Here is a 17,090-nt window from a genome sequence, read left to right as displayed (position 1 = left end):
GTGCTCTGCCCCCACCTGGGGGCAGAGCACGACCGCGCGCGGGACCGGTGCCGGTCAGACCGTCCGGCGGCCGGTGTCGGACGGCTCCGCGTCGACCGGGTCGCCGGCGACCTCCCCCTCGATCACCCGCACCGGGCCGCCCGGGCGCGGGAAGCTCGCGCCGGGCACCCGGGCGCTGCGCACCCGCACCGGGCCGGCGGGACGCAGTCCCAGCCGCGCCGCCACCCCGCGGCCGACCGCGGCCCGCACCAGCGGCCGGGTGACCGGCAGCAGGCACAGCAGCCCGACGACGTCGCCGAGGAAGCCGGGCAGCACCATCAGCGCCCCGCCGACGGCGACCAGGCCGGCGTCGGAGGCGGCCCGGCCCGGCGGCCGGTTCGCCCGTGCGCGCTCGGCCAGTTCGCGCAGCGCCCGCGTGCCCTGCCGGGCCAGCAGCGCCCAGCCCAGCACGGTGGTGGCCAGCGCGGCCAGCACCGTCGCACCCACCCCGATCCAGCCGGCCACCAGCACGAACACGGCGACCTCGGCGAGGGCCCACAGCCCCACCAGCACCCGCACCCGGCGTCCCACCCGGTGCCCCACGGCTCGTCCTCCGGCCTGTCCCACGGCTCTCCCCGGTCCGGCCTCGCGGGCGGCCCGGGTCCGCCTACCGGACCTCGCTGGACCGCCCGCCGTCGCGGACCCGTCCCGGCACGGCGCGGGGGACCCGGCCCGGCAGCCGGTCGGCCAGCCGGTCCTGCAGGCCCCACCACGTGACCCGCACCAACGCCTCTTCAACGATCGAGGCGGTCATCTTGCTCCGGCCGAACTCGCGTTCGCTGAAGGTGATCGGCACCTCCACCACCCGGGCGCCGGCTCGCACCGCTCGCCAGGCCCAGTCGACCTGGAAGCAGTAGCCCTGGCTGGCCACCTCGTCGAAGGGCAGCCGGTCGACCAGCTCCCCGCGGACGGCGCGGAACCCCCCGGTGGCGTCGGCCAGCGGCAGCCGCAGCGCCCAGCGGGTGTAGAGGTTGCCCACCCGCGACAGCAGCAGCCGCCGGCGTGGCCAGTCCTCCACCCGCCCACCGGGCACCCACCGCGAGCCCAACACCAGGTCGGCGTCGTCGAGGGCGGCCAGCAGCAGCGGCAGCTGCTCGGGGTGGTGGGAGCCGTCGGCGTCCATCTCGACCAGCACGTCGTAGCCGTGCGCGCGGCCCCAGCGGAACCCCGCGACGTAGGCCGGGCCCAGGCCGGACTTCTCGGTGCGCCGCAGCACGTGCACCCGCCCGTCCTGGGCGGCGAGCTTCTCGGCCAGCTCGCCGGTGCCGTCGGGTGAGCCGTCGTCGACCACGAGCGCGTGTGCCGTGGGCACCGCGGCGTGCAGCCGGTCGAGGACGGGTTCGAGGTTCTCCACCTCGTCGTAGGTGGGGATGACCACCAGCACCCGCGGGGCGCTCACCGGCCGCTCCGGCGGGCGCGCAGCGCGGGCACGGCGACGGCGAGCAGCGCGCCGGCGCCGAGGGCGGCCAGTGTCCACTCGGGGGCGGCGCCGAGGCGCTGGGCGACCGTGGTGGAGTCGCGCTGGGCGACCTCCTCGACGAACACCGCGGGGGTGAACAGCTCCGAGCGGCGGACCAGCGTCCCGTCGGGGGCCACGACCGCGGAGATGCCGCTGGTGGCCGCCACGACGACGGTGCGGCCGAACTCCACGGCCCGCAGCCGGCTGGCGGCCAGTTGCTGCTCGCTCTCGTCGGTGTAGCCGAAGGTGGCGTTGTTGGTCTGCACGACGAGCATGCCCGCCCCGGCCTCCACGGTGTCGGCGACGAGGGAGTCGTAGACCACCTCGAAGCAGATGACGTCGCCGACCCGCGCGCCGGCCATGTCCAGGACGCCGACCTCGGTGCCGTGCACGAAGTCGCGGCGGACCAGGTCGACCTTGTCGCTGAAGAAGCGGAAGAACGCCCGCGCGGGCACGTACTCGGCCAGCGGCACCGGGTGCCGCTTGACGTAGGTCTGGCCCGGCCCGGTCTCGGGGTCCCACACGATGCCGGTGTTGGACAGGTACTCCCCCGGGCCCTGCACCACCGCGCCGACCAGCACCGGCGCGTCGACGGCCTCGGCGGCCCGGCTGATCTGCGCGGCGGCGTCGGCGTTGGTGTAGGGGTCGATGTCGGAGCTGTTCTCCGGCCAGACCACCAGGTCGGGCTGCGCGGCGTCCCCGGCCGCGACCGCCTCGGCCAGCTCCAGGGTGCGCTGCACGTGGTTGTCCAGCACCGCCCGTCGGCGGGCGTTGAACTCCAGGCCCGCCTCGGGGACGTCGCCCTGGACGACCGCGACGGTGCGCGTGGGGCCGCCCGCGGTCAGCGAGGGGCCGGGCAGGGGCAGCCAGGCGGCCGCGCCGAGCAGGGGCACCGCGGCCATCCCGGCCAGCGCCGCGGCCGCCGTGCGGACCGCCGGCCCCCGCCGGCCGGGATCCCCGGGACGCCGGGCGCGGGCCAGGGCGAGCACCGCCGCGGCCAGCAGCGTGCCGGTCAGGGCCACGGCGAAGGAGACCAGCGGGACCCCACCGTAGGCGGCCAGCGCCAGCAGCGGCCCGTCGGTCTGGCTGGTGCCGAGCCGCCCCCAGGGGAACCCGCCGAGCGGGACGCGGCCGCGCAGCGCCTCGTCGGCCACCCACAGCGCCGCGGTCCACAGCGGCCACAGCCGCAGCCGGGACACCGCCGCGGTCGCCGCGCCCAGGGCGGACAGGAAGAGGGCCTGGGAGACGGCCAGGGCAAGCCAGGGGAACGCGCCGACGTAGATGCCGGTCCACGACAGCAGCGGCACGAAGAAGGCCAGCCCGCAGACCAGGCCCAGCCAGGCGCCGACCCGGGCCCGCTGCCCGTGCACGGCCAGGGCCAGCGCGGCGGGGCCGAGCACCGCGAGCGGGAGCAGCGACCAGCCGGGGAAGGCGAGCAGCATCGCCGCCCCGCCCACCGCGGCCAGCACCGTGCGCCCGAGCAGCGCCCACCGGGCCGGTCCCCGGGACGGACGGCCGGGGCGCTCGGCGGCGCCGGCGTCGAGCGTGCCCGCCGGGGCTGCTGGTGGCACCGCTGACCTCCCCGCGACGTCGTGCCGCGGACGCACGGCCCGGGCCCCGGCTGGACGCCCGCGGGCGGCCGCGGGCGCGGACCACGGCGTGGTCCGCCGACCAGCATCCCATCCCGCCGGGCCGGACCGGCCGCGCGACCGGCGGCGTCCCCCGCGGATGCGGTCACCGCAGCCCCGGGGGTCACCCGCTACAGCGACAGCACCTCCCCGGCCACCACCAGGGCGGTGCAGCCGGGCCGGGCGCGCTCGGCGAGCACGGCCGACAGCCCGGTGTCCGTGGCCCACAGGGCCAGGTCGGCCGGGGCGCCGACCGCGAGCGGCCCGGCCGGGGTCTCGGCCCGGACCGCGTGCCAGCCGCCGTGGGTGGCCGCGTCGAGGGCGTCGAAGGGGCGCAGGCCCGCACCGGGCGTGGAGTGGTCGACCGCGGCGTGCACGCCGCCCCACGGGTCCATCGGCGTCACCGGTGCGTCGCTGCCCAACGCCAGCGCGACCCCGGCGTCGGCCAGGTCGGCGAACGGGTTGGTCGCCCGGGCCCGGTCGACGCCGAGGCGCTCGGCGTACATGCCGGCGTCCCCGCCCCAGGCCGCGTCGAAGGCGGGCTGCACGCTGGCGACCATCCCCCAGTCCCGCATCCGCCCGATCGCCTCGGCACCGGGCATCTCGACGTGCTCGAGCCGGTGCCGGCAGGCGCGCACGGCGGGCAGCCCGAGCTCGGCGACCACCGCGCCGACGGCGTCGAGCACCTGGTCGACGGCGGCGTCGCCGATGACGTGGAAGCCGGCCTGCACGCCCGCCGCGGTGCAGGCCCGCACGTGGTCGACCAGCTGCGCGGGCTCGAAGCGCAGCGCCCCGGCGGTGGCGGGCCGGTCCCGGTAGGGAAGGCGCAGCGCCGCGGTGTGCGAGCCGAGGGCGCCGTCGCAGAACAGGTCCCCGCCGGCGCCGGCCAGGCCGAGCTCACGCACCACCTCGAGCCCGCCGCGCTCGGCGAGCTCGCCCCAGTAGCCGACCACCCGCGGTCCGGGCCGGTCGGTGGCCAGCGCGAGCAGCGCGCGCAGGTCCTCGGCGCTGGACACCTCCGGCCCGGCCATCTCGTGCAGGCTGCCGATGCCCAGCCGGGCGGCCTCGGTCAGCGTCGCGGCCTGCGCGGCGGCCCGCTGCGGCGCCGTCACCGCGCCGTAGGCGGCCTGCCGGGCGGCGTGGTGGGCGTCCAGGCGCAGCTGCCCGTCGGCGGAGAAGCCGGGCAGGTCGCCGATGCCGGGCACCCGGTCCAGCAGGGCGGTCGACACCGTCGCGGAGTGCACGTCGACCCGCGCCAGGTACGCCGGGCGGTCGCCGACGACGGCGTCGAGGTCGGCGCGGGTCAGGCCGCGGCCCTCCGGCCAGCCGGTCTCGTCCCAGCCGGTGCCCAGCAGGATCCCCGGCGGCGTGCCGGCCACCGCCGCGGCGACGGCGGCGAGCGCGTCGGCGAGGCTCGACCTCGAGTGGAGGTCGAGACCGGTGAGCGCCAGGCCGGTCGCGGTCGCGTGCACGTGGGCGTCGACGAACGCCGGGGTCAGCAGCGCCCCTTGCCCGGCCAGCACCCGGCCGGCCCGCGGCGCCTCCCCAGTCGCGCCCAGCCAGGCGATCCGCCCGTCGACGACGTGCACCGCCCGGCCGGGGCGGTCGCCCACGGTGACGTCGGAGACGAGCAGGTCGGCGGCGGTCATGGCGCCGAGCATGACGGCGCCCCGCCGCGGCCCCGCGCCCGGGTGGCGCCGTCGGCTGGCGGCGTCGGCTGCCTCCGTCGGGTGGCCGGGGCCGTCCGGCGGCGGTAGGCAGGACCGGTGCCGGACGGGGACCTGCTCACCCCCCGGCTACGGCTGCGCCCGTGGACCACCTGCCGCGACGACCTGGCCCGGCTCACCGACATCTACGCCCGCCCCGAGGTCACCCGTTGGCTGGGCGGCACCCCGTCGGTGGGACCGGTGGAACTGGTCGGCCGGTGGGCCGAGGTGACCCGCGCCGACTCCCGCTTCGGCTGCTGGGCGGTCGAGGTGCGCGGGCAGCCGCCCCTGGTCGCCGGCACCGTGCTGCTCAAGCCGCTGCCCGACGGCGTCGGCGAGGTGGAGGTCGGCTGGCACCTGCACCCCGACTGCTGGGGCCGCGGCTACGCCACCGAGGCCGCGCGGGCCGTGGTCGAGCGCGCCTTCGGCGCCGGGGTGCCCGAGGTCTACGCCGTCGTGCGGCCCGGCAACGAGGCCTCGCTGGCGGTCTGCCGGCGGCTGGGCATGCAGCCGCTGGGCCGGCTGCGCCGCTGGTACGACGTGGAGCTGGAGGCGTTCCGGCTGATGGCCCCGCCGGTGGTCGACTGACCCCGGCCCCGGGTCACGCCGCCGCGCCGGGGGGCCGGCGCCGGCGCCGGCCGGTCAGCCGGGCCCGCAGCCGCGCCCGGCGCCGCGTGCGCACCCGCTTGCCGGCGGCGTCCTCGACGTCGCGCGCCGCGGCCTCCGCCAGGGTGGGCGCGGTACCGCCGAGGTGGACGGGCAGCCACCACCGGTCCTCGGGGCCGTCCGGCTGCTGGGGGTAGGTGCGCTGGGCCTCGTCGAGCAGGGCCTCCATCGCCGCCCGGGTACGGGCCAGCAGCGCCACGGGGGTCTCCCCCGGCTCGGGGACGAGCGGCTCGCCGAGCAGCACGGTCACCGCCCGGCCGCGGGTCAGGTCGACCGGCCGCTTCTTGGTGGCCACCCGGTGCCCGCCCCAGACCGCGGCCGGGATGATCGGCACGCCCGCGTCGATGGCCATCCGGGCCGCGCCGGCCTTGAGGTCCTTGACCGTGAAGCTCTGGCTGATGGTCGCCTCGGGGAAGACCCCGACCAACTGGCCGTCCTTGAGCGCCCGGACGGCGGCCTCGAAGGCGGCCGCCCCGGCCGTGCGGTCGACCGGGATGTGCTGCATCGCCCGCATGAACGGCCCGGCGAACCAGTGGCCGAACACCGACGCCTTGGCCATGAAGCGCACCAGCCGGTGCCGGGGCAGCGCGGCCAGCCCCAGGAAGGTGAAGTCGAGGTAGCTGACGTGGTTGCTGCAGATCACCGCCCCGCCCGCGGTGGGCACGTGCTCGGAGCCGCGGACGTCGAAACGCAGCCGCAGCAGCCGGAAGATCACCAGCGTCACCCGGACGACCAGCCGGTAGGGCGCGTCCCGGCGGTCGGGGTGGGACCCGAAGGTGTCGCGCCGGACGACGTCCCGCCAGCTCGCGGTGTACATGGCCGGACGATAGCCCGGTCGCCTGGGAGCCACCTGGTCACGCCCCCAGCGTCCGGTCGACGGCGGCGCGCACGACGGCGGCCAGGTCCCCGGTCTCCCGGTACACCCGCCGCTGCAGGTCCGCCCCGGTGCCCCGGGCGAGGACCGCGGTGACGCCGTCGGCGACCCGCTCCCGGTCCCCAGCGGCCGCCAGGGCCGGCCCGACGTGCTCGAGCAGCGCCGCGACGACGTCCGCGGCCGGCGCGGGCCGCCCGGTGCGGGGGTGCACCAGGTCCCCGGTGGTCCCCGACCGGCCGGCCCGCCACGCCGCGACCCGCAGCAGCTCCGCCCGCACCGGCGGCACCGGCCGGCCCGCCCGCCACTCCCCCGCCGCGGTGTCGACCAGCGCGCGGACCAGCCCGGCGTGGGTGACCGCGTCCTCCACCCGCAGCGCGACATCGGCCACCCGCACCTCGACCGTCGGCCAGGCCAGCGACAGCCGGGCGTCGAAGTACACCTGGCCGGCGTCGACGATCGTCTCCGTGGCCACCAGGTCGGCGACGGCCCGGTGGTAGCCGGCGGCGTCGCCGAAGGGCTCGGCGGCCCCCGCGGAGGGCCAGCGGTTCCAGGCCTGCGAGCGGTAGCTGGCGTAGCCGCTGTCGGCGCCGAGCCAGAACGGGGAGTTCGCGGTCAGCGCGGTGAGCACCGGCAGCCACACCCGGATCCGGTCGAGGACGGCGACGCCCTCCTCGTCGTCGGCCACGGAGACGTGCACGTGGCAGCCGCAGGTGAGCTGGTCGCGGGCGATGAGGCCGAAGGTCTCCTCCATCGCGCTGTAGCGCTGCCCGGGCGTGGGCGCCGGGTCGACGGCGACCGGGGAGGTGGCGAGCGCCGCCACCCGCGCCCCGACCGCCCGCGCGGCGTCGTCGGCCCGGTCACGCCAGGCGCGCAGCTCCCGGTCGACCTCGTCCAGGCCCGTGCACACCCGGGTGCCCAGCTCCAGCTGCTGCTGCTTGAGCTCGGGCACCAGGTGGCCCCGCGCCCCGTCGTCGGCCGCGTCGTTCTCGCGCTCGTGCTCCTCCGGGGTCTCCCCCTCTCCCCGCCGGGAGGCCACCGCCAACGCCTCGGGCCCGCGCGGCACCGGCCTCCCCGACGGGTCGACGACCAGCAGCTCCTCCTCGACCCCCACCGTGCGCACCGGGACATCGTGGGCGCGCGGCACCCGCGGCGCAGGACGACCGTCCAGGCGGGCCACCGCCGTGATGGGGATCCGCGGCCCCGACTCCAGGAGGACCTCGTGCGTGCTCGATGCCCGCGGCACCTCCGGCGGTGGCGGGGCGGGCCTGCTCGACCAGCTCGCTGACCGCGAGCGCCCTTCTCCCGTCGTCCTCGGTGTGAGTCTGTGGCTTTGTCCGTGGTTGATTCGACTCTTTGTTGGGGATAACGGCTAGGATGGCGGGGTGAGCAAAACGTGGCAGGGGCCGCTGCCGGAGATGCCGTCGGTGCCCGCGGCGCGCGAGTGGGCCCGGCTGGAGCCGCCCGAGGGCTACGCGGTGCAGTGGCGCCGGCTCGTCGACGCCGCACTGGAACTCGGCCTCGGGCCCGAGGAGCTCGCCACCGGCGGCATGGACGACGTCGCCGCGGCGCGCGGCTGGAAACCGGCCACGGTCACGCTGTACAGCAAGGTCGCCCGCTACGGCGGGGTCCCCCTGCCCACGCCGCCCACTCCCGAGCCCGATCCCCGCACGCTCGACCTGCGGCCGCTGACCGAGGTACGGGGCGAGCAGCCCGAGCACCTGCGCACGGTGGTGTGGTGCGCGATCGCGCTGCACTGGCCGGCGCCGGTGGGCACCTTCCGCGACCTGCGCCGCGACCAGGTCCACCCCACGAGCCGGCGGCTGCTGGTGCGGACCGACGACGGCGAGTGGGCGGTCCCGGGGGCGCTGACCGCGTGGCACGCCTGGGAGACCGTCCGCAACCGGTTCCCGGCGCTGGCGGCCAGCCCATGGGTGCTGCCGGCACTGCGCCGCGGGCCGGGCTTCACCTCGGAGGTCGGCGGGCGGCTGTCCAGCCAGGCGCTGCAGGTGACCTTCACCAAGCACGCCGTCCGCACCGCGCTGCACCTGCGGGGCACCACCGCCGGGCGGCGCAGGCAGCAGGCCGAGGCGCTGGCGGCGGTCTACGAGACGCTGTCCTACGACTCCTACCGCCGGCTGGCGCTGGCGGCCGGCGCCGAGCCCGTCGCCCCCCGGGGCGCGGTCCGCGCCGAGCGCGCCGCGCGGGCCAACCGCGGGGCCGGCGCGCCCGCCCCAGCGGGCCGCTGACCCCTCCCCTCCCCTCCCCCGCCGGACCACCCGTCAGAGCAGGGCCAGCTGCCCGGGGACGGCCTCGTCGCGGGCCGCGGGGCGGGTCCTCCCCCGGCGGCCGGTCACCGGCCGGTCGTCCCGCGGCGGCGGCAGGCTGCCGGCCGGGAACGAGGCCTCGTCGTCGCCGGGCACCCCCGACGGCGGCTGGCCCTCCCGCGCCTGTCCGCCCGTGTGGCGGTCGAGGCCGTGCCGGCGCAGCAGCGGCGCGATCCGCTCGGCCAGCCACGAGCGGTACTCCGGCGGTACGTAGGCCCCGCCCCGGTAGAGCTGCCGGTACCGCGGCACCAGCGCCGGGTGCTCGCGCGCCAGCCAGGCGGAGAACCACTCCCGGGCGCCCGGGCGCAGGTGCAGCGGCACGACGGTGACCCCGGTGGCGCCGGCGGCCGCGATCGCCTCCAGGGCGGCGTCGAGGTCGGCGAGCCGGTCGGTGAGGCCCGGCAGCACCGGCGCCAGGAAGACCCCGCACGGCAGGCCGGCGCCGATGACCGCGCGGACCAGGTCGAGCCGGGCCCGCGGCGAGGGCACGCCCGGCTCGAGGGAGGCGTGCAGCTCGTCGTCCCAGATGCCCAGCGACACCCCGAAGCCCACCGGCACGTCGCGGGCGGCGCCGGCCAGCAACGGGAGGTCGCGGCGGGCCAGCGTCCCCTTGGTGAGGATCGAGAACGGCGTGCCCGAGTCGGCCAGCGCCCGGATGACGCCGGGCATGAGCCGGTAGCGGCCCTCGGCGCGCTGGTAGGGGTCGGTGTTGGTGCCCAGCGCCACGTGCTCGCGGCGCCACGACGGCCGGGCCAGCTCCCGCCGCAGCACCTCGACCAGGTTGGTCTTGACCACGATCTGGGTGTCGAAGTCGTGGCCGCTGTCGAGCTCCAGCCACTCGTGCGACGAGCGGGCATAGCAGTAGATGCACCGGTGGAGGCAGCCCCGGTACGGGTTGATCGTGTAGGCGAACGGCATCCGCGAGCCCTCGGGGACCTTGTTCAGCGCCGACCGGGACAGCACCTCGTGCAGCGTCACACCCGGGAACTCGGGCACCTGCACGCTGCGCAGCAGCCCACGGGCGCTGGGCATGCCCGGTAGCAGCGTCCCGTCGTCGGCGTCCAGCCGTTGCCCGTCCCAGCGCACCCCGGCATGCGAACACACGTTCGATCGGATGTCCAGTCGACGCCGTGTCACTCTCGCTGTTGGGTCGTGTCGTCGGCTTCTTGCCGATCCTGAATTAGGGATAACGGTCAAGGGCACGACGGCGTCGGGCAGGCCGACGGCCGACTCACCTCACGTCGTCCGCCTGGGATCCGCCGCCGCGCGTGAGCAGGACGACCCCGACGACGGCCAGCAGCCCGGCCGGACCCCACACCGTCGCGTGACCGGGCTCGAGGTGCTCCCCCAGCAGCAGCCGTGCCGCCGGCACGGCGGCCAGCGGGTCGAACACCACCAGCGCGGGCAGCGACCAGCTCAGCGACCCGCGCCCGTAGGCCTGCTGGGCGCCCAGCTGGGAGACCACCGACGCCACGACGGCGCCCCACGGCTCGGGCCGGAGGAGCGCGGCGGCCGGCCCGTCGGCCGACAGCACGCCGAGCGCCGCCGAGACCAGCACCGCGGCCACGCCGGCGGCCAGGCCGCCGGTGACGCCGCAGGCCAGCGCGGCGCCCCGGCCCGGGCCGAGCCGGGCGGTGAGCGCGACGGCCAGCGTGACCACCACGACGGCGGCCACCGAGGTCCACGCGGGCGGCGGTCCGCCGGCCACCGCGCGGCCCGGGCGGGCCGCCACGACGAACACCGCCAGCCCGCCCACGGTGAGCAGGGCGCCCAGCCACTCCCTCCCGGACGGGGACCGCCGCGTGCGCTCGGTGCGCACCCCGAGGGCGGCCACCAGCTGGCCGGCGAGCAACGGCTGCACCAGCGCCACCGGGGCCAGCGCGAGCGCGGCGACCTGGGCCCCGGTGCCGCTCGTGGTGGCCGCCTGGCCCAGCACCCAGGTGCGCTGCCGGACCAGCGCCCGCAGGCGCAGCCGCCCGCCGGCCGCGGCCCGGGCGGCCGCCTCGTGCTGCAGCACCGAGCCCAGCCCGAACAGCAGCGCGGCGACCAGGGCGAGCAGCGTGCCGGGCAGGTGCTCGCCGACCCCGCGGGCCACGCCGAGATCGGACACCCGGTCCTCCGGACTCAGACGGGAGGGCGGTCCTCGTAGAAGGTCGACAGGACCACGGTGGTCCGGGTGCTCACGTTGGCCGTCGTCCGGATCTCGCGCAGCAGGGCCTCGAGCGCCTCCGGCGAGGCCACCCGCACCTTGAGCAGGTAGCTCTCCACCCCGGCCACCGAGTAGCAGGCCTCGATCGCGTCCAGGTGCACCAGCTTCCCCGGGGCGTCGTCGGCCCGCGCCTGGTCCAGCGGCGTGATCGACACGAAGGCGGTCAACCCCAGCCCGACCCGGCGGGCGTCGACCGCGGCGCGGTAGCCGGTGATCAGCCCGCGCTGCTCGAGCCGGCGCACCCGCTGGTGGACCGCCGACACCGACAGCCCGACCCGTTCGGCTAGCTCGGTGTAGCTCGCCCGCCCGTCGCGGGCCAGCGCGGCCAGCAGCGCCCGGTCGACGTCGGGCGCGGCGGGGTGCTCCCCGCCCGGCTCAGCCGGGGAGGACGCCGAGCGCACGGGGGCCCCGGTTGAGGACGCGCACGCCCTCGTCGGTGCAGACGACGATGTCCTCGATGCGGGCGCCGGCGCGGCCGGCGAGGTAGATGCCCGGCTCGACGGAGAAGGCCATGCCCGCCTCCAGCGGCAGGTCGTTGCCCGCCACGATGTAGGGCGCCTCGTGGGTGTCCAGCCCGATGCCGTGCCCGGTGCGGTGGATGAAGTGCTCGCCCCACCCGGCCGCGGTGATCCGGTCGCGGGCGACGGCGTCGACCTGTTCGGCGGTCACGCCGGGCCGGACGGCGGCCACGGTTGCCTCCTGCGCGTCCTGCAGCACGCCGTACCACTCGGCGACCTCGGCCGGGGGCTCCGCGCCGACGACGTAGGTGCGGGTGCAGTCCGAGCGGTAGCCGGTGGCCGTCTCCCCGCCGATGTCGACGACGACGACGTCGCCGGCCTGCACCACCCGGTCGGAGAGCTCGTGGTGCGGGCTGGCGCCGTTGGGCCCGGAGCCGACGATGGCGAAGTCCACGCCCACGTGCCCCTCGGCGAGGATCGCCGCGGCGATGTCGGCGCCCACCTCGGCCTCGGTGCGGCCCACCCGCAGCCACTCGGCCATCCGCGCGTGCACCCGGTCGATCGCCGCGCCGGCGGCGGCCAGCTCCTCGACCTCGGCCGGCGTCTTGACCATGCGCAGCCGGTCGAGCACCGGCGTCGCCAGCTCCAGCACCGAGCCGGGCAGCGCGCGGTGCACCCCGAGGGCGTGCTCGGCCCAGGTGCGGGCGCCGACGGCGACCCGGGTGGGTGCGCTGCCCAGCCGGGCGGTCACCTCGCGGGCGACGACGGCGAACGGGTCGTCGGTCTCGTCCCAGGCGACCAGGTCCAGGCCCAGCGCGCCGGCCGGGCTGGCGTCGACCATCGGGGCCTCCAGCCGCGGCACCACCAGCAGCGGCTCACCGCGGCACGGCACGACCAGCGCGGTCAGCCGCTCCATCGCGTGCGCGTGGTAGCCGCACAGGTAGCGCAGGTCCGACCCCGGGGTGAGGACCAGGACGTCGGCGCCGACCTCCGCGGCCACGGCGCGGGCGGCGTACACGCGGTCGGTGCTGACGAGGGCCCCCGTGCTGTCTGCCACGCCCGGACACTAACCCCGGGCACCGACCGCTCCCCCGCCGGTTTCCCCGGCCGTTACCGTCCCCGCCCGTGACCACGATGCTGCTCGACGCCGCCAGCCTCTACTTCCGGGCGTTCTACGGCGTCCCGACCAGCGTGACCGCGCCCGACGGGCGGCCGGTCAACGCCGTCCGCGGCTTCCTGGACATGACCGCCCGGCTGCTCACCGCGCACGCCCCCGACCGGCTGGTGGCCTGCTGGGACGACGACTGGCGGCCGGCGTTCCGGGTCGCGGCGCTGCCGTCGTACAAGGCACACCGGCTCTCCCCCGACGGCGGCGAGGAGACCCCCGACGAGCTCGGCCCGCAGGTGCCGGTGCTCGTCGACGTCCTGGCCGCGGCCGGCATCGCCCGCGTCGGGGCGGCGGGCTACGAGGCCGACGACGTCATCGGCACGCTGGCCACCCGCGCCCGCGGGGCGGTCGACGTCGTCACCGGCGACCGGGACCTGTTCCAGCTCGTGGACGACGCCCGCGGCGTCCGGGTGCTCTACACCGCGCGCGGCATCACCGACATCGAGGTGGTCGACGAGGCCGCGGTGACCGCCAAGTACGGCATCCCCGGGCGCGCCTACGCCGACTTCGCGGTGCTGCGCGGCGACCCCAGCGACGGGCTGCCCGGGGTGGCCGGCATCGGCGCGAAGACGGCCGCGGCGCTGGTCAGCGAGTTCGGCGACCTGGCCGGCATCCGCGCGGCCGCGGCCCGGACGGTGGTGCCGAGCGCGCCGCTGACCGGAGCGGTCCTCAAGCGGCTGCACGCCGGCGCGGAGTACCTCGACGCCGCGCCGGTGGTGGTGGCCGTGGCCCGCCACATCGACCTGCCGGCGGTCGAGGGGACGTTGCCCCGCCGGCCGGCCGACGCCGCGGCGCTGGCCGGGCTGGCCGAGGCGCACGGACTGCGCTCGTCGCTGGGGCGGCTGGGCGCCGCACTGGGCTGGCCGTCCGACGTCCTCGACTGAGGACGCCGGCCGGCGGGACGGGTCCGCCCGCGCGACGTCCCCCGGGCGACGTCCCTCAGGCGACGTCCCAGGTGTAGGCCGCGGAGTCCTCGTCGGTGATCGCGACGCGGATCGTCACGTCCTCGTCGTCCTCGGTGGTGCCCGAGCACTCGTAGGTGGCGCCGTTCTCCACCACCATCTCCTGCTCGCAGCTGACCTCGATGCCCACGCCGAAGGTCTCGCTGAACTGCTCGGCGATGTCGCGCTCGGCGCGGCCGCGGTCGAGGACGTCCCGGCCCAGCACCAGCGGCAGCACGACGGCCGCGGCGATGACGACGACGGCGAGCGCCACCAGGCCCACGATCAGCCCGGTCCGCGACTTCTTCGGCTGCTGGCCGAAGCCCGGCTGCCCGTAGCCCCCCGGCTGCCCGTACTGCCCCGGCTGGCCGTACTGGGGCTGCGCGTACTGGCCGGGCTGCTGGCCGTACTGCCCCGGCTGGGAGTACTGCCCCGGCTGCCCGTACTGGCCGGGCTGCTGCCCGGGCTGCCCGTACTGCCCTCCCGGCTGGCCGTACTGCCCGGGCTGCCCGTACCGGCCCGGCTGTCCCGGCTGCTGGCCGTACTGCCCCGGCTGCCCGTACTGCCCCGGCTGGCCACCCTGCGGGGGGTTGGTCATCGTCGCTCCTGCTCGTTCCCGTCGACCCATCCGGGTCCTCCCATGACACTGCGTCACGGGAGCGGGGCGATTGTGCACCACCGGACGGCCCGCACGGCCGCCGCGCGCCGCGGCCCGGCCCGCCCGGGTCAGCCGCTGACGGCGACCGCCACCACGCCGCGCCGGATCCGGCCCACCGCGGCCCGCGCCACCCCCGCCACCGCCTCGTCGGCCACCTTCGCCAGCTGGTCGAGCACGTCGACCAGCTGGCGCGCCCACCGGACGAAGTCGCCGCCGGAGAGCTCGGTGCCGGCCTGCTCGGCGCCGGCGAGCACCCGGTCGAGGGTCTGCCCGTCGGCCCACCGGTACGCCGCCCACGCGAACCCCAGGTCCAGGTCCCGGGTGGCCGGCAGGCCGCGGTCGAGCTCGACGTCCTGCAGCCGCGAGCGGATCCGGCGCATCTCGCCGATCGCGGCGGCCACCGCCCCGCCCGGCACGGCCGGCTGCCCCGGGGTCTCCCGGCGTGCCTCGAACACCAGCGTGGACACGGCGGCGGCGAGCTCGGCGGGGCCCAGGCCGCGCCAGGCGCCGGCGCGCAGGCACTCGGCGACGAGCAGGTCGCCCTCCGACCAGATGCGGGCCAGCCGGCGGCCCTCCTCGGTGACCCGCGGGACGTCGTCGACCGCCGCGACCTCGTCGCTGTCGACCGGCACCAGCGGCGCCGGCTCGGGCACCAGGTAGCCCAGCTCCTCGAGGACGTCGCAGGTGCGGTCGAACTGCCGGGTCAGCGAGCCGGTGCGCTCGGCCATCCTGCGGTGCGTGGCCTCGGCGTCGGCGACCGCCCGCAGGTACCGCTCGGCGAAGCGGACCCGCTCCTCCCGGTCGGGCAGGGCGTGCACCGGGTGGTTGCGCACCGCCCGGCGCAGGTCGGCCAGCACCGGGTCGTCGGCGGCGGCCGAGCGGTGCTTGACCCGCCGGGCGCCCAGGTCGTTCTCCAGGCGGGCGGTGCGCAGCGTGGAGGCCAGGTCGCGGCGGGCGTGCGGGCTGCGGTGGTTGAAGTTCCGCGGCACCCGCACCCGGGCCAGCGCGGTGACCGGCGTCGGGAAGTCCACGCTGCCCAGCCGGCCGGCCCACTTGTCCTCGGTGAGCACCAGCGGCCGGGGGTCGGCCAGGTCGGTGATCCCCGGGTCCAGCACGACGGCCAGGCCCTGCCGGCGGCCCGAGGGCACCCGGATGACGTCGCCGGGGCGCAGCGCGGCCAGCGCGTCGGCGGCCTCCATCCGGCGCTTGGCCGCCGAGTCGCGGGACAGCTCCCGCTCCCGGTCGGCGATCTCGCGGCGCAGCCGGGCGTAGGCGAGCACGTCCCCGCCCTCGGTGGCCATCTCCGCGGCGAACCGCTCGGCGTCGCGCTCGGACCGCGCGGCCTGCCGGGCCAGCCCCACCACCGAGCGGTCGGCCTGGAACTGGGCGAAGGAGGAGGCCAGCAGCTCCCGGGCGCGGGCCCGGCCGAACGAGCCGACCAGGTTGACCGCCATGTTGTAGCTGGGCCGGAAGCTCGACCGCAGCGGATAGGTGCGGGTGCTGGCCAGCCCGGCGACCACCGAGGGGTCCATGCCCGGCGCCCAGACGACGACCGCGTGCCCCTCGACGTCGATGCCGCGCCGCCCGGCCCGCCCGGTCAGCTGGGTGTACTCCCCCGGCGTGACGTCGACGTGCGCCTCGCCGTTCCACTTGACCAGCCGCTCGAGCACCACCGTGCGGGCGGGCATGTTGATGCCCAGCGCGAGGGTCTCGGTGGCGAACACGGCCTTGACCAGGCCGCGCACGAAGCACTCCTCGACGGTCTCCTTGAACGCCGGCACCAGCCCGGCGTGGTGGGCGGCGATCCCGGCCAGCAGCCCCTCGCGCCACTCCCAGAAGCCCAGGACGTGCAGGTCCTCCTCGGGCAGGCCGGCGGTGCGCTCGTCGACGATGCGGGCGATCTCGGCGCGCTCGGCCTCGTCGGTCAGCCGCAGCCCGGACTGCAGGCACTGGGCGACGGCGGCGTCGCAGCCGTTGCGGCTGAAGATGAAGGTGATCGCCGGCAGCAGCCCGGCCCGGTCGAGCCGCTCGACCACCTCCGGCCGGGCCGGCGGCCGGTAGCGCGGCCGGTGCCAGTCGCGGTCGCGGCGGCCGCCGCCGTTGCCGCCGCCCCAGGTGTCCAGCCGCCGCTCGTACTCGCGCACGTAGCGCACCAGCTCGGGGTCGACGACGCTGGCACCGCGCTCCCGGGTGGACTGCTGGCGCGGGTCCCCGCCCTGCTCGGCGGCGTGCGCGGCCGGCCGCAGGCTGAACAGGTCGAACACCCGGTTGCCGACGAGCATGTGCTGCCACAGCGGGATCGGCCGCACCTCGCTGACGACGACCCGGGTGTGCCCGCGCACGGTGACCAGCCAGTCGGCGAACTCCTCCGCGTTGCTCACCGTCGCCGACAGCGACACGAGCGTCACCGACTGCGGGAGGTGGATGATCACCTCCTCCCACACCGCGCCGCGGAACCGGTCGGCGAGGTAGTGCACCTCGTCCATGACCACGTAGCCGAGGCCGTCGACGGCCGGGGACTCCGCGTAGAGCATGTTGCGCAGCACCTCGGTGGTCATCACCACCACGGGCGCGTCGCCGTTGACGGCGTTGTCGCCGGTGAGCAGGCCGACCCGGTCGGCGCCGTAGCGGTCGACCAGGTCGTTGTACTTCTGGTTGGACAGCGCCTTGATCGGCGTCGTGTAGAACGCCTTGCGGCCCTCCGCGAGCGCCTTGTGCACCGCGAACTCGCCGACGACGGTCTTACCGGCCCCGGTGGGGGCGCACACCAGCACCCCGGCGCCCTCGTCGAGCGCCTCGCAGGCCTCCACCTGGAACGGGTCGAGGGAGAACCCGAGCCCGGCGGTGAAGTCGGCCAGGGTCGGGTGCGCGCTGCGCCGCCGGGCAGCCGCGTACCGCTCGGCGGGGCTGGACATGTGCTCCACGTTAGGCGCTCGCCCGGCGGGACGCCGCGTCGGCCG

The 17,090-nt window shown here is 77.4% G+C and carries 15 protein-coding genes; 3 read left to right on the top strand and 12 right to left on the bottom strand.

The window, feature by feature from the left end:
- Positions 1-54: 54 nt before the first annotated feature.
- From ACI79O_RS08335 to ACI79O_RS08320, 4 genes are all read right to left on the bottom strand, one after another.
- Entirely contained in the window at positions 55-582 is a 528-nt protein-coding gene (locus ACI79O_RS08335; protein ID WP_456889843.1) for an FxsA family protein, read from the bottom strand.
- A gap of 64 nt (positions 583-646) precedes the next feature.
- Positions 647-1,438, bottom strand: coding sequence for a polyprenol monophosphomannose synthase (locus ACI79O_RS08330; protein ID WP_456873246.1), 792 nt, complete (start codon positions 1,436-1,438; stop codon positions 647-649).
- Complete coding sequence (lnt, locus tag ACI79O_RS08325; RefSeq protein ID WP_456913830.1) at positions 1,435-3,069, bottom strand: apolipoprotein N-acyltransferase; 1,635 nt, start codon at positions 3,067-3,069, stop codon at positions 1,435-1,437. Before lnt ends, ACI79O_RS08330 begins: the two co-directional genes overlap by 4 nt.
- A 188-nt stretch (positions 3,070-3,257) precedes the next feature.
- A complete protein-coding gene (locus tag ACI79O_RS08320) occupies positions 3,258-4,775 on the bottom strand; it encodes an amidohydrolase (protein WP_456889847.1) in 1,518 nt (505 codons plus the stop codon).
- Between the two features lie 117 nt (positions 4,776-4,892).
- On the opposite strand from ACI79O_RS08320, the gene ACI79O_RS08315 reads away from it, so the two are divergent.
- Entirely contained in the window at positions 4,893-5,420 is a 528-nt protein-coding gene (locus ACI79O_RS08315) for a GNAT family N-acetyltransferase (protein WP_456889849.1), read from the top strand.
- Between the two features lie 13 nt (positions 5,421-5,433).
- Here ACI79O_RS08315 and ACI79O_RS08310 read toward each other — a convergent pair whose 3' ends face one another.
- The gene (locus ACI79O_RS08310; protein WP_456889851.1) at positions 5,434-6,315 is read right to left on the bottom strand and encodes a lysophospholipid acyltransferase family protein; all 882 of its coding nucleotides are present in this window, start codon (positions 6,313-6,315) and stop codon (positions 5,434-5,436) included.
- Positions 6,316-6,352: 37 nt separating this feature from the next.
- Positions 6,353-7,492, bottom strand: coding sequence for a carboxylate-amine ligase (locus ACI79O_RS08305; protein ID WP_456913829.1), 1,140 nt, complete (start codon positions 7,490-7,492; stop codon positions 6,353-6,355).
- 262 nt (positions 7,493-7,754) lie between these two features.
- Here ACI79O_RS08305 and ACI79O_RS08300 point away from each other — a divergent pair, with 262 nt between their 5' ends.
- Complete coding sequence (locus ACI79O_RS08300; RefSeq protein WP_456889855.1) at positions 7,755-8,618, top strand: hypothetical protein; 864 nt, start codon at positions 7,755-7,757, stop codon at positions 8,616-8,618.
- A 33-nt stretch (positions 8,619-8,651) separates the two neighbouring features.
- Here ACI79O_RS08300 and ACI79O_RS08295 read toward each other — a convergent pair whose 3' ends face one another.
- The 4 genes from ACI79O_RS08295 to ACI79O_RS08280 all read right to left on the bottom strand — a co-directional run bounded on the left by ACI79O_RS08295 (position 8,652) and on the right by ACI79O_RS08280 (position 12,420).
- The gene (locus tag ACI79O_RS08295; RefSeq protein ID WP_456913828.1) at positions 8,652-9,782 is read right to left on the bottom strand and encodes an Rv2578c family radical SAM protein; all 1,131 of its coding nucleotides are present in this window, start codon (positions 9,780-9,782) and stop codon (positions 8,652-8,654) included.
- Positions 9,783-9,927: 145 nt separating this feature from the next.
- Positions 9,928-10,806 (bottom strand): DMT family transporter, encoded by an 879-nt coding sequence (locus ACI79O_RS08290; RefSeq protein WP_456913827.1) that lies wholly within the window; start codon positions 10,804-10,806, stop codon positions 9,928-9,930.
- Between the two features lie 14 nt (positions 10,807-10,820).
- Positions 10,821-11,306, bottom strand: a complete 486-nt coding sequence (locus ACI79O_RS08285) for an Lrp/AsnC family transcriptional regulator (RefSeq protein WP_456873256.1) — start codon at positions 11,304-11,306, stop codon at positions 10,821-10,823.
- A complete protein-coding gene (locus ACI79O_RS08280; protein WP_456913826.1) occupies positions 11,281-12,420 on the bottom strand; it encodes a M24 family metallopeptidase in 1,140 nt (379 codons plus the stop codon). The genes ACI79O_RS08285 and ACI79O_RS08280 overlap by 26 nt, the downstream gene beginning before the upstream one ends.
- 77 nt (positions 12,421-12,497) lie before the next feature.
- Here ACI79O_RS08280 and ACI79O_RS08275 point away from each other — a divergent pair, with 77 nt between their 5' ends.
- The gene (locus ACI79O_RS08275; protein WP_456913834.1) at positions 12,498-13,415 is read left to right on the top strand and encodes a 5'-3' exonuclease; all 918 of its coding nucleotides are present in this window, start codon (positions 12,498-12,500) and stop codon (positions 13,413-13,415) included.
- A 55-nt stretch (positions 13,416-13,470) separates the two neighbouring features.
- On the opposite strand, the gene ACI79O_RS08270 is transcribed toward ACI79O_RS08275, so the two are convergent.
- Positions 13,471-14,070 (bottom strand): DUF4333 domain-containing protein, encoded by a 600-nt coding sequence (locus ACI79O_RS08270; protein ID WP_456913825.1) that lies wholly within the window; start codon positions 14,068-14,070, stop codon positions 13,471-13,473.
- 128 nt (positions 14,071-14,198) lie between these two features.
- Positions 14,199-17,045, bottom strand: a complete 2,847-nt coding sequence (locus tag ACI79O_RS08265; RefSeq protein WP_456889868.1) for a DEAD/DEAH box helicase — start codon at positions 17,043-17,045, stop codon at positions 14,199-14,201.
- Positions 17,046-17,090: the final 45 nt, after the last annotated feature.

It is taken from the genome of Geodermatophilus sp. SYSU D00696, assembly GCF_054050235.1.
The sequence above is the reverse complement of the archived record's forward strand: the minus strand, read 5'-3'. Positions and strand labels throughout refer to the sequence as shown.

Bases quoted from the DNA above. Each gene is read 5' to 3' on its own strand.
- ACI79O_RS08320 (WP_456889847.1), bottom strand. From the start codon at position 4,775: ATGACCGCCGCCGACCTGCTCGTCTCCGACGTCACCGTGGGCGACCGC.
- ACI79O_RS08310 (WP_456889851.1), bottom strand. From the start codon at position 6,315: ATGTACACCGCGAGCTGGCGGGACGTCGTCCGGCGCGACACCTTCGGG.
- ACI79O_RS08275 (WP_456913834.1), top strand. From the start codon at position 12,498: ATGCTGCTCGACGCCGCCAGCCTCTACTTCCGGGCGTTCTACGGCGTC.
- ACI79O_RS08270 (WP_456913825.1), bottom strand. From the start codon at position 14,070: ATGACCAACCCCCCGCAGGGTGGCCAGCCGGGGCAGTACGGGCAGCCG.
- ACI79O_RS08265 (WP_456889868.1), bottom strand. From the start codon at position 17,045: ATGTCCAGCCCCGCCGAGCGGTACGCGGCTGCCCGGCGGCGCAGCGCG.